The 25,491-nt window shown below is 50.8% G+C and carries 21 protein-coding genes; 13 read left to right on the top strand and 8 right to left on the bottom strand.

The features are described from left to right. Window positions 1-113 precede the first annotated feature (113 nt). From BM231_RS20335 to BM231_RS20320, 4 genes are all read left to right on the top strand, one after another. Window positions 114-707, top strand: a complete 594-nt coding sequence (locus BM231_RS20335; protein ID WP_093522277.1) for an ImuA family protein — start codon at window positions 114-116, stop codon at window positions 705-707. Further along, window positions 661-2,139 carry a Y-family DNA polymerase gene (locus BM231_RS20330; protein WP_093522275.1) on the top strand — a complete coding sequence of 493 codons (1,479 nt, stop codon included), beginning with the start codon at window positions 661-663 and terminating at the stop codon, window positions 2,137-2,139. Before BM231_RS20335 ends, BM231_RS20330 begins: the two co-directional genes overlap by 47 nt. Next, the gene (locus BM231_RS20325) at window positions 2,136-5,441 is read left to right on the top strand and encodes an error-prone DNA polymerase (protein ID WP_093522273.1); all 3,306 of its coding nucleotides are present in this window, start codon (window positions 2,136-2,138) and stop codon (window positions 5,439-5,441) included. Before BM231_RS20330 ends, BM231_RS20325 begins: the two co-directional genes overlap by 4 nt. Before the next feature lie 342 nt (window positions 5,442-5,783). Then, window positions 5,784-7,565, top strand: a complete 1,782-nt coding sequence (locus tag BM231_RS20320; protein WP_093522271.1) for an ABC-F family ATP-binding cassette domain-containing protein — start codon at window positions 5,784-5,786, stop codon at window positions 7,563-7,565. Here BM231_RS20320 and BM231_RS20315 read toward each other — a convergent pair. Continuing rightward, window positions 7,562-8,155 carry a TetR/AcrR family transcriptional regulator gene (locus BM231_RS20315; protein WP_093522269.1) on the bottom strand — a complete coding sequence of 198 codons (594 nt, stop codon included), beginning with the start codon at window positions 8,153-8,155 and terminating at the stop codon, window positions 7,562-7,564. The two genes, BM231_RS20320 and BM231_RS20315, sit on opposite strands and share 4 nt — an antisense overlap. A 92-nt stretch (window positions 8,156-8,247) precedes the next feature. Here BM231_RS20315 and BM231_RS20310 point away from each other — a divergent pair, with 92 nt between their 5' ends. Beyond that, the gene (locus BM231_RS20310; RefSeq protein ID WP_093522267.1) at window positions 8,248-9,408 is read left to right on the top strand and encodes an aromatic ring-hydroxylating oxygenase subunit alpha; all 1,161 of its coding nucleotides are present in this window, start codon (window positions 8,248-8,250) and stop codon (window positions 9,406-9,408) included. 74 nt (window positions 9,409-9,482) lie between these two features. On the opposite strand, the gene BM231_RS20305 is transcribed toward BM231_RS20310, so the two are convergent. Next, window positions 9,483-10,319 (bottom strand): ferredoxin--NADP reductase, encoded by an 837-nt coding sequence (locus tag BM231_RS20305; protein WP_084403631.1) that lies wholly within the window; start codon window positions 10,317-10,319, stop codon window positions 9,483-9,485. A gap of 369 nt (window positions 10,320-10,688) precedes the next feature. Here BM231_RS20305 and BM231_RS20300 point away from each other — a divergent pair, with 369 nt between their 5' ends. After that, window positions 10,689-11,540, top strand: a complete 852-nt coding sequence (locus tag BM231_RS20300; protein WP_093522265.1) for an AraC family transcriptional regulator — start codon at window positions 10,689-10,691, stop codon at window positions 11,538-11,540. A gap of 29 nt (window positions 11,541-11,569) precedes the next feature. Here BM231_RS20300 and BM231_RS20295 read toward each other — a convergent pair whose 3' ends face one another. After that, window positions 11,570-11,923, bottom strand: coding sequence for a hypothetical protein (locus BM231_RS20295; RefSeq protein WP_093522263.1), 354 nt, complete (start codon window positions 11,921-11,923; stop codon window positions 11,570-11,572). A 214-nt stretch (window positions 11,924-12,137) separates the two neighbouring features. Between BM231_RS20295 and BM231_RS20290 the strand changes: the two genes are divergently transcribed. After that, window positions 12,138-13,376: a serine hydrolase domain-containing protein gene (locus BM231_RS20290; protein WP_093522261.1), complete on the top strand. Its 1,239-nt coding sequence runs from the start codon at window positions 12,138-12,140 to the stop codon at window positions 13,374-13,376. Between the two features lie 88 nt (window positions 13,377-13,464). On the opposite strand, the gene BM231_RS20285 is transcribed toward BM231_RS20290, so the two are convergent. Next, window positions 13,465-14,187, bottom strand: a complete 723-nt coding sequence (locus tag BM231_RS20285; RefSeq protein WP_093522259.1) for an SDR family oxidoreductase — start codon at window positions 14,185-14,187, stop codon at window positions 13,465-13,467. Window positions 14,188-14,308: 121 nt separating this feature from the next. On the opposite strand from BM231_RS20285, the gene BM231_RS20280 reads away from it, so the two are divergent. Further along, a complete protein-coding gene (locus BM231_RS20280) occupies window positions 14,309-15,208 on the top strand; it encodes a LysR family transcriptional regulator (protein WP_093522257.1) in 900 nt (299 codons plus the stop codon). On the opposite strand, the gene BM231_RS20275 is transcribed toward BM231_RS20280, so the two are convergent. Then, window positions 15,205-15,681: a hypothetical protein gene (locus tag BM231_RS20275; RefSeq protein WP_139226378.1), complete on the bottom strand. Its 477-nt coding sequence runs from the start codon at window positions 15,679-15,681 to the stop codon at window positions 15,205-15,207. The genes BM231_RS20280 and BM231_RS20275 overlap by 4 nt on opposite strands. 786 nt (window positions 15,682-16,467) lie before the next feature. Here BM231_RS20275 and gshA point away from each other — a divergent pair. Together gshA and BM231_RS20265 are read left to right on the top strand one after the other, a co-directional pair. Next, window positions 16,468-18,072, top strand: a complete 1,605-nt coding sequence (gshA, locus tag BM231_RS20270; RefSeq protein ID WP_093522253.1) for a glutamate--cysteine ligase — start codon at window positions 16,468-16,470, stop codon at window positions 18,070-18,072. Continuing rightward, the gene (locus BM231_RS20265) at window positions 18,054-18,584 is read left to right on the top strand and encodes a GNAT family N-acetyltransferase (RefSeq protein ID WP_093522251.1); all 531 of its coding nucleotides are present in this window, start codon (window positions 18,054-18,056) and stop codon (window positions 18,582-18,584) included. Before gshA ends, BM231_RS20265 begins: the two co-directional genes overlap by 19 nt. Window positions 18,585-18,704: 120 nt before the next feature. Here BM231_RS20265 and BM231_RS20260 read toward each other — a convergent pair whose 3' ends face one another. Then, window positions 18,705-19,412, bottom strand: coding sequence for a GntR family transcriptional regulator (locus BM231_RS20260; RefSeq protein WP_280142358.1), 708 nt, complete (start codon window positions 19,410-19,412; stop codon window positions 18,705-18,707). Window positions 19,413-20,257: 845 nt separating this feature from the next. Between BM231_RS20260 and repA the strand changes: the two genes are divergently transcribed. The 3 genes from repA to repC all read left to right on the top strand — a co-directional run bounded on the left by repA (window position 20,258) and on the right by repC (window position 24,104). Further along, window positions 20,258-21,478, top strand: coding sequence for a plasmid partitioning protein RepA (repA, locus tag BM231_RS20250; RefSeq protein WP_093522247.1), 1,221 nt, complete (start codon window positions 20,258-20,260; stop codon window positions 21,476-21,478). Next, window positions 21,475-22,548, top strand: coding sequence for a plasmid partitioning protein RepB (gene repB / locus BM231_RS20245; RefSeq protein WP_063310228.1), 1,074 nt, complete (start codon window positions 21,475-21,477; stop codon window positions 22,546-22,548). The genes repA and repB overlap by 4 nt, the downstream gene beginning before the upstream one ends. A 254-nt stretch (window positions 22,549-22,802) precedes the next feature. Beyond that, window positions 22,803-24,104, top strand: a complete 1,302-nt coding sequence (repC, locus tag BM231_RS20240) for a plasmid replication protein RepC (RefSeq protein ID WP_093522245.1) — start codon at window positions 22,803-22,805, stop codon at window positions 24,102-24,104. A 110-nt stretch (window positions 24,105-24,214) separates the two neighbouring features. Here the strand turns inward: repC and BM231_RS20235 are convergent, their stop codons facing one another. Continuing rightward, window positions 24,215-24,865, bottom strand: coding sequence for a histidine phosphatase family protein (locus BM231_RS20235; RefSeq protein WP_093522243.1), 651 nt, complete (start codon window positions 24,863-24,865; stop codon window positions 24,215-24,217). Window positions 24,866-24,919: 54 nt separating this feature from the next. After that, complete coding sequence (locus BM231_RS20230) at window positions 24,920-25,429, bottom strand: NUDIX hydrolase (RefSeq protein WP_093522241.1); 510 nt, start codon at window positions 25,427-25,429, stop codon at window positions 24,920-24,922. Window positions 25,430-25,491: the final 62 nt, after the last annotated feature.

Here is a 25,491-nt window from a genome sequence, read left to right as displayed (position 1 = left end):
AACAGTGAAACATCTTAGGTCATATGGTTATGAGTAAGTGATGCGAGATAGATGTTTACCATAAAAGCATTTGTTCTTGATATGTTCTAGCGCTGGGTGATATTCTGCATTGTATGGCAGAACTAGAACAATTTTTCCCACTTGAAATTGGGCGAGCCCACGAAGTTTGCGGAGCTGGTGCGTCGGCTTTTGCTGCTATGGCTTGCGGTGCAGACCGAAGCGACAATGCACGTACTATCCTTTGGCTTCAGCTAGATTGGCAAAGCGATATCGTCAATCCTGTTGGTATGACACCTTTTTGCGATCCCTCACGGATCATCCTGGCCAGAGCGAAAAATCAGCAAATGCTGTTATCTTGTGCAGAAGAGGCCCTGCGTTCTGGCGCGGTATCTCATGTCATTACGGAGCTTTATCGCCCGCTGGATCTTACAGCAGGCCGTCGCTTGCAACTTGCCGCAGAGATGGGGAAGGCGACAGGCATTCTTATAGTTTCAGAAGGAATGGGTAGCAATGCAGCACAAACTCGCTGGCAATGTTCTCCAGAATGTCCAACTTCTGTGAGTGATGGGCATAACCCCAAGACCGCAGGATTGACAGTTCTACACTGGGAGTTAATTAAGAACAAAAAGGGAACGCTGGGTAGTTGGAAGGTTTGTTGGAATGCACAGGCGCATCGTATCATTGTGGTTTCCGAGGCTTGCCAGTGATCGCATACTGCGGATCAATCCGGTTGAGGCCCCCTTTGCGGTAACCCATCATGAGAAAAACATGGAACGGCTTTATTGCCTCAACTCTCAGGCGGTTCAGCAAGGGCTGGTGCAAGGCATGGGCCTATCTGATGCTAGAGCCCTTTGCCCCGATCTACGGACTGGGCCTGCTAACCTCCATGCGGATCACCATTTCCTGAGTGCTTTATTACGTTGGGCAGATCGGTATTGTCCGTGGGTGGGGTTTGATGGCAACGATAGCCTCCTCTTAGATGTAACAGGCTCCACTCATTTGCTTGGTGGAGAGGAAGAGATGCTGGAAGATATCCATCAGCGTCTTACCCATTCTCGTTTACATGTGCGTTCAGGTCTGGCTGGTACTCGCGGTGCAGCCTGGGCTATTTCCCGTTACAGCAAAGGTATAGTTCCTCAAGACAAACTCAAAATTGCTCTCAGCCCTTTGCCTGTAGCTGCTCTTCGGCTGGATGATGCTACTTGTACAGCCTTACAGCGCCTTGGCCTGCGTACCATTGGAGAATTGATGGCTATGCCTCGGGCCACAATCAGTCGTCGTTTCAGTCTTGATGTGGTCCGCCGTATGGATCAGGCTCTAGGGGACCAGTCGGAGCAGATTGAACCTGAAGCTCCAAAAATCTCTTATGCTGCTCGCATTACCTTTCCGGATCCGATCGGTCTTTATGGCGATGTTATAGCAGGCCTTGAACGCCTACTGAATCGTATTTGCAATAAGTTAAAGCGGCAAGAATCTGGTGCCCGGGCCTTACGTTTGATCTGTCAGCGGGTTGATCAGGCAGCTGTTCAGGCAGAGTTGCGCCTTGCCCGTCCAATGCGAGAGGCTGAATGCATCTTGCCTTTGTTTGAACGCAGTGTGAGAGAGTTAGATGCGGGTTATGGTATTGATCAGCTGCGTTTAGAAGCATTCGATGTTGAGCCTCTCCCTCTGGTACAGGTGGACGCAAACACAGCTCACCAGGACTCTGGAGATGCTCTAGATGATCTCATTACACGTCTTGGCAGCCGTATTGGGTTGGACAATATCATCCGCTTTCTGCCAGCAGAAAGTCATGTACCTGAGCGAGCATTTGTAGAGGCTTCTGCGGCCTATACCTCGCCAGAAAGCAAATGGCCGCGGAACCAAGGATCGCAACGTCCTTTGCGATTATTCTCGCCGGAACCTATTAATGCCACGAGCAGAATACCGCCTCGTAAGTTTTGCTGGCGGCGTATGCATTTCTCTCTTGTTAAAGCTACTGGGCCTGAACGTATTGCCCCAGAATGGTGGTTGGATGATCCGAGTTGGCGTTCTGGTGTTCGAGATTACTGGCACATAGAAACTAAACAAGGGCGCAGGCTCTGGATGTTTTACACCCCACGGCACCCGGCGTGGTTTGTGCAAGGAGAGTTTGCATGAGTTATGCCGAGCTGTGCGTCACTTCCAATTTCACTTTTCTTAATGGAGCCTCTCATCCAGAGGAGCTGATGGCACGCGCAGCTCACTTGGGCTTGTCAGCTATTGCAATCACAGATCATAATTCATTGGCAGGAGTGGTGAGAGCGTATTCTGCTTTAAAGGAAATCACTCGAAAACGAGATGAAGCACAACTTATTGCTTCCAGCCATCAGATGGATGAACAGGAAGACAAAAATGATTTGCAAACTCCAACATTCCCCCTGCCGCGTTTGGTGATTGGGTGCCGTTTGGTTCTTGAAGATAGCCCAATCCACTGGATTGCCTTAGCGCAAGATCGGGATGCCTATGCCCGCTTGTCTAGTCTGCTGAGTAAAGGAAAGCGTCGTACTGATAAAGGCCAATGTAAGTTATTATATAAAGATTTACTGGAAGAAGGTAGCGGTATGGTACTCATAGCCTTGCCGCAAGTTTTCTTAGATTGCAGTGCTGTTGCAGAACATATCCAGCAGGCGGTGCAAGCCTTTCCCTCCCATGTTTTTCTTGGAGCCGCTCCGCAATATGATGGCAATGATCAAGCTTATTTTAATGCTTGTGCCAAGCTCTCCTTACGCCTTGCTGCTCCTATGGTGGCTCTGGGAGATGTCCTTATGCACCGCGGCAATCGGCGCCAACTTGCTGATGTCCTGACCTGCATCCGTGAAGGTATCACTATCGATCAAATTGGCCGTCGGGCCTTGCCCAATAGCGAGCGGCGTTTGAAACCTTTCTCTGATATGGCGTCTCTGTTTCGTGCTCATCCTGCAGCCATCAAGCGTACGCTAGAAATTGCCAATAGGTGCTCTTTTTGCCTGAGTGAACTTTCCTATGACTATCCAGAGGAAGGCAACGCAATAGAAACAGCTCAGGGGCGTTTGAAGCGATTGACACTCGCAGGTATCAAGCGTCGTTATCCCAAAGGTGAAAGCCCAAAAGTACAAGGCCTTGTTAAAAAGGAGTTAGCACTGGTCGATAAGCTAGGCTTCGCCGCCTATTTCCTCACAGTGCATGACATTATATCTTTTGCCCGTTCCAGAGATATTTTGTGTCAGGGACGGGGGTCAGCAGCCAACTCAATTATCTGTTTCGCTTTGGGTATAACAGATGTTGCCCCGGAAACCATCTCTATGGTGTTTGAACGATTTATCTCAGAACATCGTGGTGAGCCGCCAGACATTGATGTTGATTTTGAGCATGAGCGCCGTGAAGAGGTTATTCAGCATATCTATAAAAAGTATGGTCGGCACCGAGCGGGCCTGTGCGCTACTGTTATTCACTTCCGTTCCCGGGCAGCCATTCGAGAAGTAGGGAAAGTAATGGGATTGTCGCAAGATTTACTTGCGAACCTTTCCGGGCAGATGTGGGGATCTTCCAATCAAGGAGTACCAGAAGAACGTTTGAAGGCACTGGGGTTAAATGGCTCAAATCAACGCCTGGCACTTACCATCCACTTGATTAAAGAAATCATTGGCTTTCCTCGCCATTTATCCCAGCATGTGGGCGGTTTCATTATAACTAAAGGCCGTCTGGATGAGTTGTGCCCCATTGAAAATGCAGCGATGGAAGATCGGACCATCATTGAATGGGACAAGGATGATATCGATGCTCTTGGTATCCTCAAGATCGACGTTCTGAGTCTCGGCATGCTCACTTGCATTCGTAAGTGCTTTGCTTTGATTGAGGAAAAACACGGCAATCAGCTTACAATTGATACCGTGCCTCAGGATGATAGCAGAACTTACGATATGTTGTGCGCAGCAGATGCCATTGGTGTGTTTCAGGTAGAAAGTCGTGCCCAGATGAATTTTCTACCGCGTATGCGCCCTCGCAATTTATATGACCTCGTGATCGAAGTGGCCATTGTCCGCCCTGGTCCCATTCAGGGAGGGATGGTGCATCCTTACATCAAACGTCGTCAGGGCAAAGAGAAGGTCACATATCCTTCTCAAGATCTGGAAGAGGTTTTAGGCAAAACCCTTGGTGTGCCTTTGTTTCAGGAACAAGCCATGCGTATTGCCGAAGTTGCAGCTGGTTTTACGCCAGCTGAAGCTGACCGGTTGCGCCGTTCTCTAGCCACTTTCAAGCGTATGGGCACCATAAGTTCGTTTAAGGAACGTTTTGTAAAGGGCATGCTGAAACGTGGTTATGAGTTAGAATTTGCAGAACGCTGTTTCTCTCAAATTGAGGGTTTTGGTAACTACGGTTTTCCCGAAAGTCATGCCGCGGCTTTCGCACTCCTTGCCTATGTTTCTGCATGGCTTAAATGCCATCATCCGGCAGCTTTTGCCTGCGCTTTGTTGAATTCTCAGCCGATGGGGTTTTATGCTCCAGCACAAATTATACGTGATGCAAGAGAGCATGATGTGGAAATACGTCCTATTTGTGCGAATCGCAGCCATTGGAACAATAAGTTAGAATGGCGCACGGACGGTAAGCTCGCTATTCAACTTGGTTTTCGACAGATTAAAGGGTTTAAAGAGGACGAAGCTCTCTGGATTGTCGCTGCACGGGGCAATGGCTACCCGGACCCACAAAGCATTTGGCATCGAGCTGGTGTTGGTCCTGCAACTCTAGAAAGACTGGCTGAAGCTGATGCTTTCGTCAGTATGGGGCTCAATCGCCGAGAGGCTTTATGGCAGGTGAAGGCAATTAAGGGGACTGAACCTTTGCCTCTATTCAACGACCCTTTGGACGGTGAAGTTATTTTTGAGCCAAAAGTCCACCTGCCAAGTATGCATCTGGGCGAAGAGGTGGTTGAAGACTACCTCTCTACCCGCTTTTCTCTCCGCGCTCATCCCATGGAGTTGCTACGTCCGGATATACTTGAACTTACAACTCATGCCGCCCTTCAGGATGCACCACTTGGCCACACAATAGTCTGTGGCCTTGTTATTACACGCCAACGCCCAGGTACGGCCTCTGGGGTGATTTTTCTTACATTGGAAGATGAAACCGGGGTCTGTAACGTGGTTGTCTGGCCTAAAGTTTACGAAAAATTCCGGCGTGAAGTTATCTCAGGTCGCCTGCTATATGTCACCGGCTATTTGCAACGAGAGGGCACAGTCGTGCATTTGATCGCACAGGAAATAAAAGATTATTCGGAACGCTTATCTATACTTGGCCATCCATTGGATGAAGAGATTGGCAAAATGCTTCCAGTGGCAGATGATGCTCCCCGCAATCAGAGAATCTTACCTACGATTACTCGTGCTCGGCACCCAAGAGAGCAGGCCAAAAAATTGTTCCCAAGTCGCGACTTCCACTAGTGCGGATCGTCTATCACGGCAATCGTATAAACTGTGCGAAAATAGTAAATTAAGGCAGATTAGAATAAGGAGTGAGGAATGAAAACTCTAGACAAACTGTGATGCGCTAAAGTGTTCGACAGACACTGAATTTTGGTTTTCTTGTCGATTGAAACCATTCAAACTACATTCTTTTTGTGAGGTATATTCCGAGTTTTCTGCGAATATGTGTGACGCGAAATCCTCTGTTCTCCCTTAAGTTGAAGTGCCCTTGCTGCATTACACCTCCCGCCCTCTTGGAAGTTTCGCAATTTTTCTCTAATCCGTTTTCTTAATGTTTTATGTGTTGGGAGGCACGGTCCCATGGCGAAGTCCAGTAGCAATCCATTGATAACCGGCAGTGGTCTGTGGCAGCAGTCGCCTGAGCGTGTGTTGTTTGAAAACCACTCCTTCGGGCTCAATGCAGGCGACCGGATTGGACTCGTGGGCCACAACGGGTGCGGTAAGTCGACCTTTCTCAACATCCTTGCTGGTCGTAATGAACCAAGTGAGGGCAGCATCTCGGTTTCTCGTGCTGCTGTCGTTTCCTGCGTTGAGCAGCATCTTCCCAAGCAATTGATGGAACTGACGCTGGCTGAGGCTGTTCGTGATGCGCTGCCGAAGGACAAGCGTGACTGGATGGACTGGAAGGTAGATGTGATGCTGCCGGAAATGGGGTTTGAACCTCACCAGTCCGCTGTGCTTTGTAAAGACCTCAGTGGTGGCCAGATGACACGGCTCATGCTGGCACGTGCTTTGATGACAGAGCCGAACCTGTTGTTGCTGGATGAGCCAAGCAACCATTTGGATCTGCCAACAATCATGTGGCTCGAAAGCTTCCTGAAATCATGGAAGGGCAGCTTTCTGATGATCTCTCATGACGCGACCCTGCTCGATTCCGTCACCAACCGCACCTGGATTCTTCAGGATCGCAAACTGCATGCCTTCGATTTGCCCTGCACGAAGGCCTTGGCAGAGCATGAAGTTTTGACGCAAGCACGTATTGCCCGGCGTGACTCCGAGGAAAAAGAGATCAAGCGCGTTGAGGCAAGTGCCAAACGTCTCGCGGATTGGGGGCGGACGTACGACAACGAAGACCTATCTCGCAAAGCCAAGTCCATGGAGAAAATGGTTGACCGAATGAAGGACGACCAGACTGACGCCGTCGAGGCTTATCCGTGGAACCTGTCTATTGCCGGAGAGCAAATTCAGGCTGACCGACTGGTTCAACTGAAAGACCTGAACGTGACACCGCCTGTGGCGGATGTCTTCTTATACAATGTCGATGACATTGCTGTGCGGCCCGGTGACCGGATTGCGGTGATGGGGGCGAACGGGACGGGTAAATCCAGCCTGTTGCGCTGCTGTTGGGAGAAACGGACGAGTGAAGCGGGCGATGTTCGGGTTCATCCTCGATGTCGGATTGCGTTTTATGATCAGACGCTTCAGCAGCTTCCGGGGGAAGCTAATCTGGTTGAGGGTATGGTGTCTGTTGGAGAAGCTCTTGGTGTCGATCTGCGGGTGCCTGACTGCGAAAAGACCATTATTGCGGCTGGCTTCAAGTACAATCAGTTGTCACAGAAAATCTCTCAATTGAGCGGCGGTGAGCGCGCGCGTCTGTTGCTTGTCTCTCTGTCTCAGGTGCAAGCCAACCTGATGATGCTTGATGAGCCGACCAACCATCTGGACCTATACGGTCGTAATGAGCTGTCAAACCAACTTCAGTCGTTTAACGGTTCATTCTTGTTGGTCTCGCATGACAGGCATCTGGTGGAAGCGACGTGCAACCGGTTCTGGGTCGTGCAAAATGGACGTCTGCAGGAGGTTAACGATGCGGATGCGGCTTATGCGTTGATCGCTGAAGTTCAGGTGAAAGCTGTCAAAGCGGATGCTGCTTCACAATCAGTTGTCGACACTACGGTTGGGGAAAGTGCTCCTGAACCGGATCACTCGGGTGAAGATGAATTGCTTGAACGGTTGATTGAGTTGGAAACGCTGATGGAAGCGGATCTGGCGCGGCGGCCTAACAGACAGTCCCCTCACCTGCAGGTGCAATGGAAAGACGAGATTACTCAGATCCACGAGCGGCTTGAGTTGAACGGCTAGACCGGGTCGTTCTCCAGATCTGCAAGAGCCGCGCGGAGCTGTGCTTGGTGCGTCTCCTTCAGCACGTCGAAAGCTTCTGCGCCATACATGCCTCGGAGTGTGGTCTGCGAAATAGCGAAATGCTGGATTGAGCCGATATGCTGGTAAATCCAACAAAACAACTCAGCATCCGAGGCTTTTGACCAGCGTTTCGTCTTGTGGGCCAGTGCGCCCAGTGCATCCAGAAAAGGCTTCATCGGCCAGTTCTCGGAAGTTGTCTGGGCATCCAGCAGGGCTCTGGCGACTAATTGCGTGTCCTCCACATTGCAAAGTGCGTCCTGTGAGAGGTGAAGGAAGAATGTGCGCAGCATGGCTTCTGGCGTAGTTCCTTCGACGTTTTCGATTGAAGACAACAACCGATCAGAAAGCGCGCTGAGCACCTCCTCATAAAGCACGACCTTTGAGCCGAAGAAATGAAGCAGAGCCTGTTTGGTCACCCCAAGTTGGTCTGCAATGCCTGCGAGGCTTGCGGCGTGATACCCCTTGTGGGCAAAGACCGCGCTCGCTGCTGTGATGTAACGCGTTCTGGGGCTGTCTGCGTATTGATCCAAATCCTGCTCCCTTTAGGTTCTGTATAGGATAAACTTGACAACTTACCAAGTGGTAAGTTTATACTTACCGATCGGTAAGTGGAGGGTTTGCCATGACACGGGATGAAGAAATTGGTTTGATTGCTGAACTGCTTGGGTTGGATGCGAAGAACGAGAAGTTCTTGGATGAGAAAGTCACGCTTTCCCCAGTGGAACGGTACAGTTGCCCTGATCGCTTTGCTCAGGAAATGGCGGCTTTGTTTCGCGGCAAGCCTGTTGCTGCTGCGCAATCTACAGAACTGTCCAAGGCAAATGCTTTCCTAAGCCGATCGGTTTCCGGACTTCCTGTGCTGTTGACCAGAAATGCTGAGGGAGAAGCTCATGCGTTTCTCAATGTGTGTCGCCACCGTGGTGCTAAGCTGGTGAGAGAGGAAACTGGCTGTAAACAAAGGTTTTCCTGCCCGTACCATGCATGGACATGGTCCAACCAAGGCAACTTGGTAGCGGTGCCACAGGAGCAGCAAGGCTTTCCGGATCTGGATCGCTCTCAATATGGCCTGAGGGAACTTCCAGTTTTGGAAGCCCACGGCTTTATTTGGGTCATTGCCGATCCAGAGATTCGGAATGCAGGGGAAATCCAGCAATGCCTTGCACCACTTTCCGACGACTTATCATGGCTGGGGCTCGCTGATCATCGGATCGCGGTGGAAGAAACCTTTGAAATTGCGGCTAATTGGAAGACACTGCTTGAAGGCGGGATCGAGGCCTATCATTTCCGCGTGGCCCACCGCAAAACGATTGGCCCCTACTTTCCGGATAACCTCTCCAGTTATCAGATGCTGGGAGGGAACATGCGGTCCGTGTTGCCGCGCATCACTCTGTTTGAGCTGAGAGATAAACCTCAGGACGAGTGGAGTATTCGTGAGCACGCCAACATCATCTATTCAGTTTTGCCTGGAACGCAGCTGCTTGTTCAGCAAGATCATGTTGTCTGGGTGCATTGTGAGCCGCTTGCCGTTAACCGCACACGGGTCCGATTGGCGACGCTGGTCCCGAACTCCATGCCACAAACTGACGAAATGCAGAAGCACTGGGTCCGTAATCAAGCGATCACCTCGACGACCCTGAAGGAAGACTTTGAGTTGGGCGAAGAGATTCAGCAAGGGTTTACATCCGGGGCCAACACGCATCTGACTTTTGGTCGCTTTGAAGGGGCGCTTGATCGGTTTAACCAAGTCCTTGAAGATGCGATGAAAGTGACAGAAGAGGCATGAGCTGAGATGGGCAGGCAAAAGAAAAGCCCGCTGAATGAACAGCGGGCTTCTCGCGAAATTCTGAAGCAAAAGGCTTAGCCAACGAATGCGCGCTCAACCACGAATGTAGATGGGGCAGCGTTGGAACCTTCTTCAAGGCCATGCTTTTCAAGGATCGCCTTGGTGTCGTTGATCATTTCCATGGAGCCACAGATCATGCCGCGGTCAATGGCAGGATCAAGCTTTGGTACGCCAAGGTCTTCAAAAAGCTTGCCGTTTTCGATCAGATTGGTGATGCGTTCCTGACAAGGATATGGCTCGCGGGTCGCTGCTGTGTGCAGGCGCAGTTTGCCAGCTGCGAACTCACCAACCAGTGGATCGTTCTTCACTTCCTCAACCAGTTCCTTCGCGTAGGTGAGTTCATTCACTTCGCGGCAAGTCTGGGTCAGAATAACTTCTTCAAACTTCTCATAGGTTTCTGGGTCGCGGATCAATGATGCGAACGGAGCGACACCAGTACCGGTAGAGAACATATAAAGACGTCGACCTGGGATCAGGGCATCGTTTACGAGTGTACCGGTCGGCTTCTTACGCATAAGAACGGTATCGCCTGGCTGGATCTTCTGCAGGTGCTCGGTGAGCGGACCGTCCTGAACTTTAATGGAGAAGAACTCCAGCTCTTCGTCCCAGGATGGGCTTGCGATGGAGTAAGCACGGAAAACCGGCTTCTCAGCATTTGGCAGGCCGATCATGACAAACTCGCCAGAGCGGAAACGGAAAGAGCTTGGGCGCGTAATGCGGAATTTAAACAGGCGGTCAGTGTAGTGCTTTACGGACACTACTTTTTCGGCAAATACGTTTGCCGGAATAGGAAATTCGGTCTTGGCTTCCTGATCAAGCACAGGAGCTGGGGCCAACGCTGCGTCGGTCATTTGCAATCCTTAGATTGTTTTGATTAGGCCATAGCCCGATACTTGGCCAATTGTTGCCTCCGCTTTATCCGAGCCAAGGGCCGAAAAGCAACCGTTTTATAAGTAAAATTTCAGAAATTTACTCGTGAAAGTGACTAAGTCACCGTCGGAGCTCAAAGAACTGTCAGTTTCTGAAAGAAAGCGTGTAAGATGAGCTGACATGAGAATTCAGCAATAGGTGGAAATACTCAAAGCAAGTCGCTAGTAAAGATGACTTCAGTTCCCTCATGAATCAGCTTGGCATGCCTGCTCTAAGGTCAAGATAGCAAGATATGTTCAGTCCCTCTGTGTTGTAAGGGTGGAAATGATGACAGGCAGAGGGAACGGGACGTGAAAGCGGAGCAGAACAAGGCTGCCTATGAGAAACGAATGCTGCGTGTTCTTGAGTACATCTATGAGAATCTGGATGGAGATCTAAGCCTTGATGCTTTGGCTGATGTCGCCTGCATGTCGCGCTTTCATTGGCATCGAGTTTTCCAGAGCATGCGCGGTGAAACGCTTGCGACCTCCATTCGCCGCATTCGTTTGAACCGTGCAGCGTTGGATTTAATTCAGACTAAACAAGCCGTTACAGAGATTGCCGAGAGATATGGCTACCCTAGCGCGCAGAGTTTTTCTCGTGCGTTCAAAGGAGAATATGGCGTCGCTCCCGGCCAGTTCCGCGAGCGCAAAAGCGCGGCTCCTGTGACTGCGTTAGAGAAAAGCAGTATCTTTTCAATGCATCCGGTGGAAGTTCGAGATGAGCCGGAGAAAGTCTTGCAGGTCCTTTCTCATCGTGGCTCCTATTCTGACATGGGAGTCGTCTATAGCAAGTTGGCGGCGATGCTGTCTTCTCGTGGTGTAATCCGGAAATGTGGGCCGTTTGTTGGCATCTATTACGATGATCCGTCGATTGTTTCTGCGGAGGAGCTGCGGTCTCGTGTGGGGGCGGTTGTTCCGTCTAAATTCGAAAATACTGAAGGACTTGAAACACATAGCATTCCGGCTGGTCGCTGTGCTGTGCTGCGCCATCAAGGGCCTTATGCTGGTTTGCGCGCCGCTTTTCATTACCTTTATGGCGTGTGGCTACCGAGCTCTGGAGAAGAGGCAGCAGACCACCCGTGCTATGAAGTGTTTTGGAACAGCCCAACCAACACAGCACCTGAAGATCTCGTTGTCGAGATCTGCTTACCTTTGCAATAACAGATACTTAAGGAGGAAGCTGGCCGCCATCAGTTCTGCAGAATGTTGTTTTCTTCCTGGGTTTCCTGCTTCTCGTTGATGTTACCATCCTTATTGATTTCCTTGATGCAGGCTTCCTGATCAGCGGAAGACATGTCCGTGAAACCAAAGTTTGGCGGATAACCCAGAGGATCTGCTCCAGTGCCGCCGGTGCGGTATTTTTCTGCTATGTCGGGACAATCTGATACTGGACTCACGATGTCGGGGTATTCCGACTTCAGTGGATTAGCATCGGCGTTGGCTGTTGGGTCGTCAGCAAAGTTGTTGATTTGCGCCACGCCATAACCCGTTGAAAATATGAGAAAACTTAGTGCAATAAGGGTTGTTTTTGCTTTTGTCTGCATGCCATTTGCTCCCACCACTTTGAGAAAAGAAGGTCGCCAGCATTAAACAGGAAACCCGCAAAGGTTGTGTGAGCGCTTATGTTTTAATTGCGTTTAATTGGGTAATACACCGCTCTTAAGTTGCCAGAGGCTCGCTTTACAAGCGCTTAACCTATGCGTAAGGTTTGGGTTCGCTCTGGAGGCTTAGATCTTTCACCGCGATTGGGGGGACATCATGTTGAAGAAGATTGGCTGGGGTGTTCTGGCCGTTGTGCTGCTGTTGGCAGCGGGTGCTTTTTACTTCCGGCAAGATATTGCCGAGATCCGCGCCGTGATGGCTTATGCGGATGCATTCAAGCCTGAGAACATCGATCAGAAATTCAGGTCGCTTTACAAAGAGTACTCCAGTACCACGGTTGAAGCGCCGGACGAGACCTATGAATTGCCTCGGGCGCATCAGGCGTCGCCGATGCCAGCGACCTTTATGTACAAGGGCGAGGCAGCCTCAACGGCAGATTACATTCTGGATTCCCACACCACCGGCCTTGCCATCATGCACAATGGTAAGTTGATCCATGAGTACTATGATCGTGGCAACACCGCTGAGACCCACGCTATTCAGATGTCGGTGTCCAAATCCATGGCCTCCATTCTTGTTGGTGTGGCGCTGGATGAAGGGCTGATCGACAGTGTGGAAGATCAGGTCGTCAAGTATGTGCCGGAGCTCAAGGGAACGGCTTACGACGGGGTTCGTCTGAAAGACGTGCTGGAAATGTCGTCGGGTGTGCGTTGGAACGAGAACTACGCTGATCTGAATTCCGACATCGTCCAGTCCGTCGTTGCAATCCTGCTGGGCTCTCAGGATGATTTCACCAAGGATGTGCCGCGAGAGCTGGAGCCGGGAACCTACAATCGCTACTCTTCAATTGATACGCATGTTGTGGGTTGGGTGCTGCGCGGAGCGACTGGCAAACCCTACAAAGAGTGGTTCAACGAAAAGCTCTGGTCCAAGATTGGCGCAGAATCCTCTGCAGAAATCATGGTGGATCAGGAAGGTGAACCAGTTGTCTTTGGTGGGGTGAACATCCGCTTGCGCGATATGTTGCGTGTGGGAATGGTGCTGGAGCGGGGTGGTTTGAACCACAAAGGCGAGCGCATCGTGTCTGAAGAGTGGATCAACACATCAGTCACGCCGGATGAGCCGCGCTTGATGCCGGGCTATAACAATCCGGAGAGCCCCTCTCCGCTTGGATATAAATACCAGTGGTGGCTGCCACTGGAATCCGATCAAGGTGATTTCACCGCAATCGGCATTCACGGCCAGTTCCTTTACATCAACCCAGCTCGGAATGTGGTGATCGCTAAAACTTCGACCTATCCCTCTTATCAACGCGATAAGGAGATGGTGAAGATGAAGTCGATCGCGCTGTTTCAGGCAATTGCCCGTCATTTGAGCGACGTGCCAAACTCCTAAAGCGCGTTTCAATTGATAAGCGTTCGTTCCAAAGAAAAAGCCGGCTCTGCGGGAGAGCCGGCTTCTGCAAAAACTCGGTTGCTCTGCGTTATGCAGGCTGGCCCGTTGCTGCAAGCAGAACTTCGCGGATGTTGACGTTCTGTGGCTGCTGGTAAACGAACAGCACAGCGTTTGCCACGTCCTGCGGGTTAAGCACGCCGCCCATTTCTTTCTTCCACTGCTCGTAACCGTCAATGATTTCCTGAGAAGTGGTGTGAGACAGCAATTCAGTCTGCACAGCGCCTGGAGCAATGGTCATGACGCGCACATTGTCAGCTGCCACTTCTTCACGCAGGTTTTCGCTAATGGCGTGAACGGCAAACTTGGTGCCGCAGTAAGCTGCGTGGGCCGGGAAGGTTTTGCGGCCAGCGATGGAGCTGACGTTGATGATGGAGCCGCCCTTACGCGCTTTCATGCCTGGCAGAACAGCGTGAATGCCGTTTAGAACACCCTTAACGTTCAGGTCGATCATGCGGTCCCATTCGGACGGATCCTGAACGGACAGGTCACCCAGCAGCATGCAGCCAGCGTTGTTGACGATTGCGTCCGCTGGACCGAATTTTTCTTCTGCTTCTTTCACAGCTGCAATCAGTTGCTCACGGCTGGTTACGTCAACACCGCGGCACAGTGTGTTTGGAAGACCCAAAGCTTCCATCTGCTCAACCCGGCGGGCAAGAAGAAGAAGAGGATGACCAGCAGCGCTGAAAGATGTCGCGATCGCTGCGCCAATGCCTGAACTTGCGCCAGTGATAATGATAAGTGGCTTTGTCATTTTGTTTTCCTGCCTGGTTAGCTTTTTCTTGAGCAAGATGAACTTGCGTTGTGTTGCGGCGATTGTACAAAAATGATCACGCTGATAAATATGGGTAATCCAAAATGATTGTTAGGCTGAGATGAACAATATTTACTGGAATGGCCTGCGCTCGTTTCTAGCCGTGGCGGAACATGGCAGCTTTACCTTAGCGTCTGATGAAACGGGTCTTTCAAAAGCGAGTTTAAGCCAACAGGTGAGCCAGTTGGAGGAACAACTGGATGTGCAGCTGCTGTTTAGAACCACCCGCAAACTGCGGCTGACCGAGATTGGTGAGCGCTACTACGAAATGTGCCGCACTGGCGTGAAGCAGATTGAAGACGCATCCGATCTCGCCTCTCAGGCGACAGACAGTTTGACCGGCCCTATTCGTATGAATGCCGTGGGTGGTTTGATTGGTGAGGAACTTATTGCGCCGCTGGTGATTGAGTATCAGCACGCCAATCCGGGGATTGAAGTGAAGCTGGACTTTTCCAGCATTCGGGAAGATCTGCTGGAGACGGATTATGACCTTGTGTTGCGGATGGGGGATCTGGAAGACAGCACCTTGATCGCTCGTAAATTGCACACCATCACAACACGCTATGTGGCCTCCCCTTCTTTTGTGGCAGCGCACTCAAAAATCCGCCATCCCTCCGATCTGAAGGGCCTTCCTTTCATCTCAGGCAGTGTGCAGGAGTGGATCTTCACGCGCGGGCAGGAGCGCATTGTGGTGCAGGCGGAGAAAGGATTTCAGATCTCAAATGGCCGGGTTATGTGTCAGGCGGCTGCAGCGGGCCTGGGCATAGCGCGCCTTGCGGATGTTTATACCGATGCGCTGATCAAACGCGGTGAGCTAACGGAAATGCTTTCTGGGTGGAAGCAGACAACACCGCTGTGGCTGGTGAGCCCGCCAACACGCCACCAACTGCATCGGGTGCGCGAATTGATGAATTACCTCACAGCCAACTTCAAAACCCGCTATGAGGCGGTGCTGGGTTAACGGCGGTAGGTGCCAACAAAGCCATCTGGCACAACAGCGCCTGCGGGGCTGGAGTTTGGAACAGTCACACCAACCGGTATGAAGACACGCTGGATGATGATCTTGTCACCATCTGGCGGTGGTGGGCCGGGAAGCACGGCGCCTTGTGTGGTTTTGTAGCCTTTCAACTCGCAAATCAGGTTTCTGCTCTCAAATCCGGCAGGTACAACCATTGGACCCGGCGTGTGCTTTACAAAGATAGATGACCGATACCCTTCCAGAAAACAGAAGGCACCATCAGGCGTGGTGTTGACGGTAATCAGCGTTGCCCCCTGCGGAATCTCGATGGTGGGCGAATAGGCCTGTGGCAGGCGCTCTTCATCAGAAACGCACCCTGTCAGGAGGGGAAGAGTGATTGCGAGAGTGCTTAAAGGGCGTTTGATTTGCAAGTCGTGGGCCTCTTCAGGTCGATCTGCAAAAGGTAACGGGCACATGCAAATGACGACACCCATAAGAATTGCTGAGGTTGTTTTGCTGATAGCCTCAAAAATGGTGAGGAACAGTGTCGACCTCTCCGAAAGACAAGGAGTTATCCAACTCTGCATCCACTGAAGATTTTGCAGGCAGACCCGCCATAATTCTCGATAATACTCGCGAGGAGCACGCTGTTTTATGTGGGGTGGGCGATAGTGATTTTACTTAGAAGTCTTCAGCTTAAAGCAAGCAAAGTTTAGATGCTGAGTAAGGTTTGAAGGGAAGCTTTTGGCTCTGCAGCGTGATGCACGGCGTTCGAAATATCAGATAGAGTGTTCAAAATGCACACGAACTTTGTAAGGCGGTTTAAGGATGCTCCGCTTTTTTACGAGGCAGAGGATTGTATTTCGGTGCATGCAAGCGCGCCGTTTTCTGTCCACTGTCTTTGAGGGTGAAGATAATCCAGATCTTTTATGGTGAAATCAGCAGTTTAGGTCGTGGATAGATGATGATTTGCCGAAGTATATATTTTTTGATTATTGAAGTGGGTTAAGGAATACATCGTGTTGGCGCGTTGATAGTCAGACAGGTAATTTCTTCATTTTCTCAGTTTAATTTTATTCTCGAATTGAACTTGGTTCACGCATTAATGATGGAAGTTGCGCATTAAACACTAAGGAAAATTCGACAGGTTTTGTACTCTTGCATCCACGAAATTACGAAGTATCTATGAGAGAGTGAACCGAAAGGTGCACTAGGATACTTTGAGCCCATATAGCCGTTTTGCGCAGATTAACGGAACGAGAATGACAAAATTAGGTGAAGCCACGCTGAAGCTGTTGGAAAATAGCGCAGTACGAAAAGGTCTTGCTGAACTCCGCGTGGGGATCGAAAAAGAAGCTCTGCGTGTTGGCAGAGATGGCTTTATGTCATTGCGTGATCACCCGGAATCTCTGGGTAAAACGCTAACGCACAAATTTATCACGACAGACTTTTCTGAGGCTCAGGTGGAGTTCATCACACCTGCTGTGCACTCTGTTGCAGAAAGCCTTGATTTTCTGAAAGAACTACAAGCTTTTGCGGCGCGTAAAACGGATGCTGGTGAGTATTTGTGGAATGCGTCCATGCCGCCGGAAATCGCCGGTGATGAGACGATCCGCATTGCGGAGTATGGAAACTCGAATGCGGCGCAGATCAAAACGCTCTACCGCAAGGGATTGGCGCATCGCTATGGCAAGCGTATGCAGACGATCTCCGGGATTCACTACAACTTCTCTATCTCCGATGGCCTCTGGCAAGAGTTTCATGAGCAGTGTACCTCCGGCGGAAGCCTTCAGGACTTCCGCAGTGCGGGGTATCTGGGCCTGATCCGTAACCTGCAGCGTCATGGCTGGCTGGTGCTGTACCTGTTTGGTGCTTCTCCTGCCGTTGACAAAAGCTATCTGGCATCTCCGCACCCAACGCTCTCCATGCTGGGTGATGACACTTATTTCGGCGAGTATGCAACGTCTCTGCGCATGAGCGATCTGGGTTACACCAGCGTCGTGCAGAGCGAGCTGGACATTCACTACAACTCTCTTTGCGACTACATTGAGGGCCTGCGCGGTGCTCTTGCAACGTCTGTGCGCCAATACGAGCAAATTGGTGTGGCGGAAGAAGGCGATTACAAGCAGATCAACACGCACCAGCTGCAGCTTGAAAATGAGCTGTACGGCTCTGCGCGGCCTAAGCGAAACACCAAGGAAGGCGAGCGCCCGATTGCTGCGCTGTGCCGCCGTGGTGTCGAATACATCGAATTGCGCTCCCTCGACATCAACCCACTCAATCCGATTGGGATTTGTGAGCAGCAGGCCCACTTCCTCAATGCCTTCCTGACCCACATGACCCTTGCTCCATCTCCATGTATCTCTTCTGGAGAGCAGCAGGCGCTCAATGATCAGCAGCGCATGGTTGCCTGGCAGGGCCGTCTGCCAAACCTGATGCTGCCAGCCTATGGCGATGGTGGGATGGAACTGCGTGAAGCAGGCCATCAGGTGCTTGACGACATGCGCTTGACTGCTGAGATCATGGATGAAGTGTATGGCGGTACAGGCCATACAGACGCTGTGAACGCACAAGCGGCCAAGCTGGACAATCCAGAGCTCACACCATCCGCTCAAATTCTGAAAGGCGTGAAGCAAAAGGGCTCTTACACCGGCTTTATCGCTGATCTTTCTAAGAACCAGTCTGATCACCTGAAAGCGATGCCGCTGTCTGGTGAGCGTCTGAAGTTCCAGGAAGCGATGGTCTCTCAGTCCCGCGCAGCTTATGAGCAGGTTGAAACGCAAGCAGGAAGCCACAGCTTCGATCATTTCCTGGATTCGCAAAACAAAACGGAAGTTTTGCCGCCAGAATGTCTGGACGGCCAGTAAAGCCTGACCCTGAACACGGAAGGCAAGGCTTGCTCCAAATCCTGCCCTACACATCGGACGATCACGACATGCTCGCTGCGCTCTATGAGAGCGTGGCGAGCCGTACGTTTGCCTATGACTACACCCGTCATGTCAGCGCCAGCCAGTTTCAAAGCCTTGTTGAGGGTGAGGATGTCTGGGTCTTGACGTTGGCGGGGGAACGTGTCGGCTTCATCGGCTATTACACGCCAGAGCATTTCCTGCATTCGCTGTACATAGACTACAGCCACCACAAACGCGGGTTCGGGCGACAGGCGCTTCAGTTTTTGCTGGAAACGTATGGCTGCAGGCACGAGCTGAAAGTGGATCGCATCAATCAGGCGGCAATGACGTTCTATAGCGCGCTGGGATATGAGGATATCACCGCACCAGCTGAGGTTCATCAGACCTGGCAACGCTTACGCTCCCCTGCGGAAATTTTGAAGCGCTCACCGGCTATTGCGGTGGGAGACCAAGCCTCTCACCGACAATAAGTTCAATATATCAATCCACTAGAGCACGTCACGTTCGTAAATATCCACGCATCGTGCTCTAACATCTTGGGTAGAGCGAAGTCTTGCTGTCTGATTGAATTCAACCAAACAGAACGCGCTCTAAGATGGCATGCAAAGAGCGGGTAGACGATCAACATGTGCTTTGATCGTTTGCTCGGCCAGCGCGCCGTCCCCGGTCCGCACAGCGGTAATCAGCTGTGTGTGATCATCCTGTACGCCTTCTGAAATAAACCCGGCACGGCGCATGGCAGCGCGGTAGCGGGTGCATTGGTCATGAAGCATATGCAGGAACCGGCTTGCCCAACTGGAGCCTGCACCGGCAACCAGTGTCATATGGAACACGCGGTTGGCTTCTTCCCATTCATTCCAGAAATCACGCCGTGATGCTTGCCATGTCCGCTCAATTTCCTGCAGTGCATGGTAGGCATCCAGCACGCTTTCACGCCACTGAGCGTCGCCCTTTTCAACGGCAGTTCTTACCGTTGCGCTTTCAAGAAGGCGGCGCTGATCAATAATATCCTGAAACTCTTTTTGAGAAAGTTCTGGAATATAAAATCCCTTATGAGATTGCGTGGCAACCAGTCCTTGAGACACCAGACGGGAAAGTGCTTCACGTACAGGTGTTGGCCCAACATCAAATGTGCTGCACATCTCGCGAATGCGCAATTTACTGCCTGGCTCAAGCTGGCCAGACAAAATTGCCGCCCGCAGGTGCGCGTAGGCCCTGTCAATGAGAGAGGCGGATGACGGGACGTTTTGTGCAGTGACCGATGTTACGGCTCTTTCTAAGGTATCCTCTATTTTCAAAGTTATCTGCCTTACAATTATTATCTATGCAATTTGGCGTTTCTTTTCGTAGCTATGGAAACTATGTCATTTGTTTTCTTGTCCGACCAAGTTAAATTGCAAATATGAATTGGCCTTCTTATTACATCAATTGTAAAACAATATCTGAACTATAAAAGCAATGAAATTGCGTAGGAATGACATAACTTTCCAATAAAACGAGAGTGTTTTATGGAAAATAATGTCGAATTATCGATTATTTTTAAAAAAATGTGTAAGTGCGCTCTTATTCATTGAGCATATGAATCAGACTTACTTAGAGTTCGATGAACAGAAATAGAGTTTATTCGCTATTTTAATAAAATATTCTCAACTATACTCTGTAGGCTTATTTCTTCGCGTATAAACGGCAGAAACTATTAGCAACGCTTTAAGTGGAAACCACGTCTAATCCGCAAAAAATCTCCCCCCGTTATACGATGAATTACTCAGCTTCTCTCTGGTGTTTCAGAAAACTTATCCCCCCTGTCTCAGGCAGTGTTATTGCTCACTGGAGAGGGGAGAGAATCAATAGCCGGATGGTTGAGTCGGGCCGACCTGACGCAGGAATATGTTTCTGGAGAAATGGATCGGTTGTTTTGTCGATTTTATGCACGCCTCGTTTTTAAGTTTTTGAAACAAGCTAACTATCTGAAATTAATAGTAATTATGCCTCTTTGTGAGGCGATGGTCATAAGTGTTAATGAGGATTAACCAAAAAGGGATTGAACTGAACTACAGGTTGGTTACCCTTTCGACGCAAACACGGGCCATATGGGCGCACTTTCCGTTTGTGGATGACTAGAACCGTTTGAGGGCTAAGCGAAGTGGAATACGGCAACAACACTCTTTTGCGTGAGGAAACTCCGTCTGAGAAGATCTCCCGTTATTCGCAGCTCCTTTCTGGCCAGCTGCACCGGTTAAGACAAGAACTTTATCCGCCTGAAGCGCATAAATTGCTGCGCTCGTTCTCTTCTGTCGATGTTGCCCGTCTTATCGGTGTTTCTGAAAGCACCATTCGCCAGCTGGATCTGGACGGAGAAGGCCCGACGCCAACCCGCCTTGCCAATGGCCGCCGCAGTTACACGTTGCAGCAGATCAACGCGATCCGTGAAGTGCTTGCCGCCCGTAAAAAAGGCGATGAAGCCGTTAACATCCTGCCGCGCCGTCGCGACGGTGAAAAGCTGCAGGTGATTGCGTGCGCCAACTTTAAAGGCGGCTCTGCAAAGACCACCACCAGCACGCACTTAGCGCATTATCTGGCACTGCGCGGCTACCGTGTGCTCGCGATTGATCTGGATCCGCAAGCCTCGCTTTCTGCCATGTTTGGTGTGCAGCCTGAGTTTGACGTTGAGCCAAACTGCACCTTGTTTGGTGCCCTGCGTTATGATGAAGGCCGCCGTACACTGGGCGAGGTGATCCGCCCGACCTATTTTGACAATTTGGATCTGGTTCCGGCCAACCTTGAGCTGGCTGAGTTTGAGCACATCGTTCCAACGGCGATCGCGTCTGGTGCGTCTACCGGCGAAAACATCTTCTTCCGCCGCATCCGCAACGTTCTGAATGAAGTTGATGATCGCTACGATGTTGTTGTGATCGATTGCCCGCCGCAGTTGGGCTTCCTCACTTTGGGCGCGCTGTTTGCATCCACCGGATTGCTCATCACGCTGCACCCGCAGATGCTGGACCTTGCAAGCTGTAACCAGTTCCTCGGCATGAGCTCTGACCTGATGGCCGTGATTGAGAACAATGGCGGCGAAATGAATCTGGATTGGATGCGGTTCCTCGTGACCCGTCACAATCCGAATGACAGCCCGCAAACCCGTGTGGTTGGCTTGTTGCGTGCCCTCTTTGGTGAGGATGTGCTGACATCGCCAGCTTTGGAATCCACTGCGGTTGCCAATGCGGGCCTTGAAAAGAAGTCGCTTTATGAATTGGAACCGGGAGCCATTGGCCGCGAAACGCTCAAGCGTGCGCTTGAATCCATGGATTCGGTAAACCGTGAAATTGAAGATCTTCTCCGCAGCTCTTGGGGTCGAACACTATGAACAAAGCTAAGGACCGGAAAAACGCATTAGATACGCTGTTTTCAGGCGGCGGTATGGCAGGCATGGTTGCGGATGCAACGGCGCCGCGCCCCCGTTTGTCATCCGGTGCTATTGGCGCGGCCGAGATCAACCTGATCAAGGACGAACGCGACAAGCTGCGTGAAGAGTTGAAAACACTGAACACGCAAATGGCGACCTCCGTGAACGTGGTGGAATTGAATCCGGAACAGGTTCAACCATCTTTTGTTGCAGACCGTATGGAAGTTGCGTTTGATCCGGCATTTGAGGCGCTCAAAGAGTCCATTGCTGAGACCGGGCAACAGGTCCCCATTCTGGTGCGCCCTGCGCCAGATGAAGACGGCATTTACCAGATTGCTTATGGCCACCGTCGTTGGAAAGCCTGCCGCGCCTTGGGCAAGCCTGTCCGTGGTGTGATCAAAGCGCTCTCTGATGAAGAATTGCTTGTGGCGCAAGGCCAGGAAAACCATGAACGGAAAGACCTGAGTTTCATTGAAACCTGTCTGTTTGTTTTCCGCCTTGCTCAAGATTACCCGCAGACACTCATTGTCAAAGCCATTGGCAAGGACAAGTCTCTCGTTTCCAAACTCCGCAAGCTGGCGGCAACCATGCCTGAGGAGTTTTTGCGTGTGATTGGGCCTGCCCCAAAAATAGGGCGGCCACGGTGGGAAGAGATGGCAAGTTTCTTCCACGAAGGTCAACTGGCGCCAAACCACGAAAAAGCGATTACCTCGCTGTTTGCACTGGACTCGTTCACTGAACTGCACAGTGATGAGCGGTTTAGTGAAGTGTTGCAGTTGCTGCAGGAAACGCCGAGCGAGTTGGAGGCCAGCACGACAGCCTCTTCAGGTGAGATTGCTGTTGCAGCTCATACTCGCGCTGCCAAATCCTCTGAATGGCTTGGAAACAAGCACGTGCTCGTCAAGCACACAGGCAAAGCGACTGTCTTCTCCGTTGATAGCAAGACGCAGAGTGACTTTAGCTCCTTCTTGCTGAAAGAGCTGCCGGGCCTGATTGCCAAATTTGAAGACACGAAGGGGGAGGATGCCTGATGGTGTAACCCCTGAATGACGAAAGGCCCTGCTGACGGCAATCAGCAAGGCCCTAAAATCGTCGCCCAAGAGAGTGAATAGCACTCGTCGAGGACCATCTTTAGCACGATCATCCTACGACGAACGCACGGTGCGAATCAAGTCAGCAATGCTTTCTTGAAACCCTTTGTGGCGCATTTTTGCTTTTTCGGGCGCTCAATCCCCAATCTTACTTGGATAACACCTTGGGTCTTCCCTCGGTGAATGGGTTAGCTATGCAAAGCACCGGTGTTGCGTCCTTTCGCAAAATGACACCCGGCATGTTGGAAAGCCAGCGACTGGCAATGGCGAATGACATCGTCAAAACAACAAAAGCCGAGGTGGCAATCACGTTAAAAAAGGCGGCCCCTGCTCTGGGGATTGATGGTACCGCCTACCATATTCTCGATATTCTGATCGGTCTGACACGGGCTGATGACTGGAAACAGGACCGTCGTCCGCTGGTCGCAATTTCCAATGACAAGTTGGCAGAGTACGTGTGCCGCTCCACGCGCACAGTGATCCGCGCACTTAAGCGACTGGTTGAGGTGGGCATACTGGCATACCGCGACAGTTCAACAGGCCGTCGTTTTATCTACCGTAATGGCGCAAGTGGTGAGATTGACCGTGGATATGGGTTTGACTTTTCGCCAGCCCGTCAGCGTATTGACGAGATCAAACGGATTGGGGAAGAGTTTCAGGCGCGTGTGCGGGCAGAGCAGGAAGCAAAGCGCACTGTTAATCGGTTGTCCCGCGCAATCGTTGACGCTTGCCGTACCGGACAAAATGAAGGCGTGGATTGCACAGTGTTCCTGGAAGAACTCTCTGCCATTATGGAAACGCCAATGCTGCTTCTGGAGCGCGCAGACAAGATCTCAAAACTCTATGAACTGATTGTTGAAGAGCTTGCAGAAGAGAACGCGAAGGATGAGCAAACAACCTCTGAATTCAATGAATATGCTCAAATGTCAGGCGACCATGACATTGATGTCACCCCTTATAATATTACAACCCATCAAACTCCTATAAATAGTAAAACACGGCAGCCATCTAATGATGGCTACTTAAATAGCAACTCCGCTTCCAATGAAGCTTCGAAGATTGCTCTTGAAAAAGACCAATCAAGCAAATTCTCTGCCAAATCCAACGCTCCAGCTCAATTGCAATCTCGGCAAGTTGGTCAGCTAGATAACGGTTTAAGTGAGCATTTATCTGCTATTTCCATTGGTTTGATTGATAGCGCAACAACGGAAACCCAGGAAATGCTGGGCATGCAGTTCTCAAGCTGGTTTGAACTTGCGCAGTCTGGCGAGCAGCTTCGTTTAGCAATTGGCCTGTCCGAAGATGGCTGGAAGCAAGCGGTTGTGACGCTGGGTGAAAAAATGGCGGCGGCGGTTCTGGTTGTGACGGTTGAAAAGACCCTGCGCGATCCTGAAGGGATTTCGCGGCCGGCGGGTTACTTCCGCGCCTGCGTTGACCGCGCCAAGGACGGAAAACTCGCCCTGCACAAGTCGCTTTATGGACTGGCTCTCGGATAAGGGCTGCAATTTAGGTTTCTTGCGGATGGGGTAGATGGATCCGCAAGTGTGGTGTTAGCGGGCTGAAGTGGTGAGACCGAAATACAGAAGCCGCATTTGCATTCATCGCATCAAAAGATGCCCTTGGTCGGAAATCTTGGATCCTTCATCAGATGGCTTATGTCATTTAGCTTTTCCACTCTGGAAGAACCATCCTTCTCTCGTCTCAAATGCGTGAGGCTACAGGGTCTGATGTCATACATAATGTTTTGCAGGTGAGTATCGCTTGAAAGGCCAAGCCACCAATTGATGATGCAAACTATTGAGTTTGCGTGGCTGATGAGTATGAGCTTCTCGATATTGGCACTCGCCAAGTACTCCATGTAGGTCGCTATTCGAGAGTAAAGCATCCTCCAGCTTTCTCCTTGAGCGTAGGGGATCCAATCAAGAATGGGTTCGGTTGGGGAGATCCAAATCTTCTGGGCTTCTGCTTTTGAGAGGTCCTTTGCCACACCGTTGTTCAACTCACGCAGCTGGCGGGCTTGGACGAACGTCTTTCCGGTTTTCGCAGTTAACCATTGCGCGGTTTGCACTGCACGCGTTAGATCACTGGTGAAAATTTGGAAGACATGAGCTGGAACAAAAGTCGCCAAGTGGTCAGCCGTTTGCTTCGCTTGATTAACGCCGTGAGGTGTAAGGGCGGAATCTGTCCAGCCTCCCACAACACCATCCAGCATATGCTGGCTTTCGCCATGCCGCAAAAGGATGAGCTCATTTATCATTTTCGACCGTTAGCTTTTCGTTCTTTGGAAACCATCCCTACGCATAGGTAGACGTCAGGAAGTCAGAACTTCGCTGGCCTCTTCATTTTGCTGGGCTGGCAATTCTATCCGAAGATGCGGGCTTGCCTTGCGTGTCACGAACTCGGCTTGGAGATATTCAAGAACGCGTCGTTGGCCGGGAAAGCTGAACAGCTCCATAGCATCATCAAATGAGAACCATTGATAAGCGTCGTGCTCTTCGTTGATGGTGATTGGCGTATCGCTGGAGACAAAGCTCACAAACACTGGCAGTTTCTGGATGATGTTCTTTTCCGCAACATAGAACTCTTCGCAAAGATCTGCGGACCAGAGTTCGGTGAGAACCAAACCGGTTTCCTCTTTCACCTCTCGCAATGCTGCTTCCCAACCGGTCTCATTTGGTTCCACCTTGCCAGCGACCTGACACCAGGCTCCGAGCAGAGTATGAGCGCGGCGCATGAGCAAGACCTGTGGCTCCACTGCATTCAAGTCGAGAAGAAAAACAGAAACAGCATTGCTCAGAATGGGAATATTGTTGGGGCGCATGAGTAACTCATAAAATATAGATCCAATAGACCATGAGCATACTCAGAGAAAATTCAAAAACC

Origin of the sequence: Pseudovibrio ascidiaceicola (assembly GCF_900114245.1) — a bacterium.
Taxonomy (GTDB): Bacteria; Pseudomonadota; Alphaproteobacteria; order Rhizobiales; family Stappiaceae; genus Pseudovibrio; species Pseudovibrio ascidiaceicola.
This window is presented reverse-complemented; position numbering and strand designations above follow the sequence as displayed.

What these genes read in the sequence shown, in the direction of transcription:
- BM231_RS20335 (WP_093522277.1), top strand. Translation starts at nt 114, where the DNA reads ATGGCAGAACTAGAACAATTTTTCCCACTTGAAATTGGGCGAGCCCAC.
- BM231_RS20330 (WP_093522275.1), top strand. Translation starts at nt 661, where the DNA reads ATGCACAGGCGCATCGTATCATTGTGGTTTCCGAGGCTTGCCAGTGAT.
- BM231_RS20325 (WP_093522273.1), top strand. Translation starts at nt 2,136, where the DNA reads ATGAGTTATGCCGAGCTGTGCGTCACTTCCAATTTCACTTTTCTTAAT.
- BM231_RS20320 (WP_093522271.1), top strand. Translation starts at nt 5,784, where the DNA reads ATGGCGAAGTCCAGTAGCAATCCATTGATAACCGGCAGTGGTCTGTGG.
- BM231_RS20310 (WP_093522267.1), top strand. Translation starts at nt 8,248, where the DNA reads ATGACACGGGATGAAGAAATTGGTTTGATTGCTGAACTGCTTGGGTTG.
- BM231_RS20305 (WP_084403631.1), bottom strand. Translation starts at nt 10,319, where the DNA reads ATGACCGACGCAGCGTTGGCCCCAGCTCCTGTGCTTGATCAGGAAGCC.
- BM231_RS20295 (WP_093522263.1), bottom strand. Translation starts at nt 11,923, where the DNA reads ATGCAGACAAAAGCAAAAACAACCCTTATTGCACTAAGTTTTCTCATA.
- BM231_RS20290 (WP_093522261.1), top strand. Translation starts at nt 12,138, where the DNA reads ATGTTGAAGAAGATTGGCTGGGGTGTTCTGGCCGTTGTGCTGCTGTTG.
- BM231_RS20285 (WP_093522259.1), bottom strand. Translation starts at nt 14,187, where the DNA reads ATGACAAAGCCACTTATCATTATCACTGGCGCAAGTTCAGGCATTGGC.
- BM231_RS20280 (WP_093522257.1), top strand. Translation starts at nt 14,309, where the DNA reads ATGAACAATATTTACTGGAATGGCCTGCGCTCGTTTCTAGCCGTGGCG.
- BM231_RS20275 (WP_139226378.1), bottom strand. Translation starts at nt 15,681, where the DNA reads ATGTGCCCGTTACCTTTTGCAGATCGACCTGAAGAGGCCCACGACTTG.
- gshA (WP_093522253.1), top strand. Translation starts at nt 16,468, where the DNA reads ATGACAAAATTAGGTGAAGCCACGCTGAAGCTGTTGGAAAATAGCGCA.
- BM231_RS20265 (WP_093522251.1), top strand. Translation starts at nt 18,054, where the DNA reads ATGTCTGGACGGCCAGTAAAGCCTGACCCTGAACACGGAAGGCAAGGC.
- repB (WP_063310228.1), top strand. Translation starts at nt 21,475, where the DNA reads ATGAACAAAGCTAAGGACCGGAAAAACGCATTAGATACGCTGTTTTCA.
- repC (WP_093522245.1), top strand. Translation starts at nt 22,803, where the DNA reads ATGCAAAGCACCGGTGTTGCGTCCTTTCGCAAAATGACACCCGGCATG.
- BM231_RS20235 (WP_093522243.1), bottom strand. Translation starts at nt 24,865, where the DNA reads ATGATAAATGAGCTCATCCTTTTGCGGCATGGCGAAAGCCAGCATATG.
- BM231_RS20230 (WP_093522241.1), bottom strand. Translation starts at nt 25,429, where the DNA reads ATGCGCCCCAACAATATTCCCATTCTGAGCAATGCTGTTTCTGTTTTT.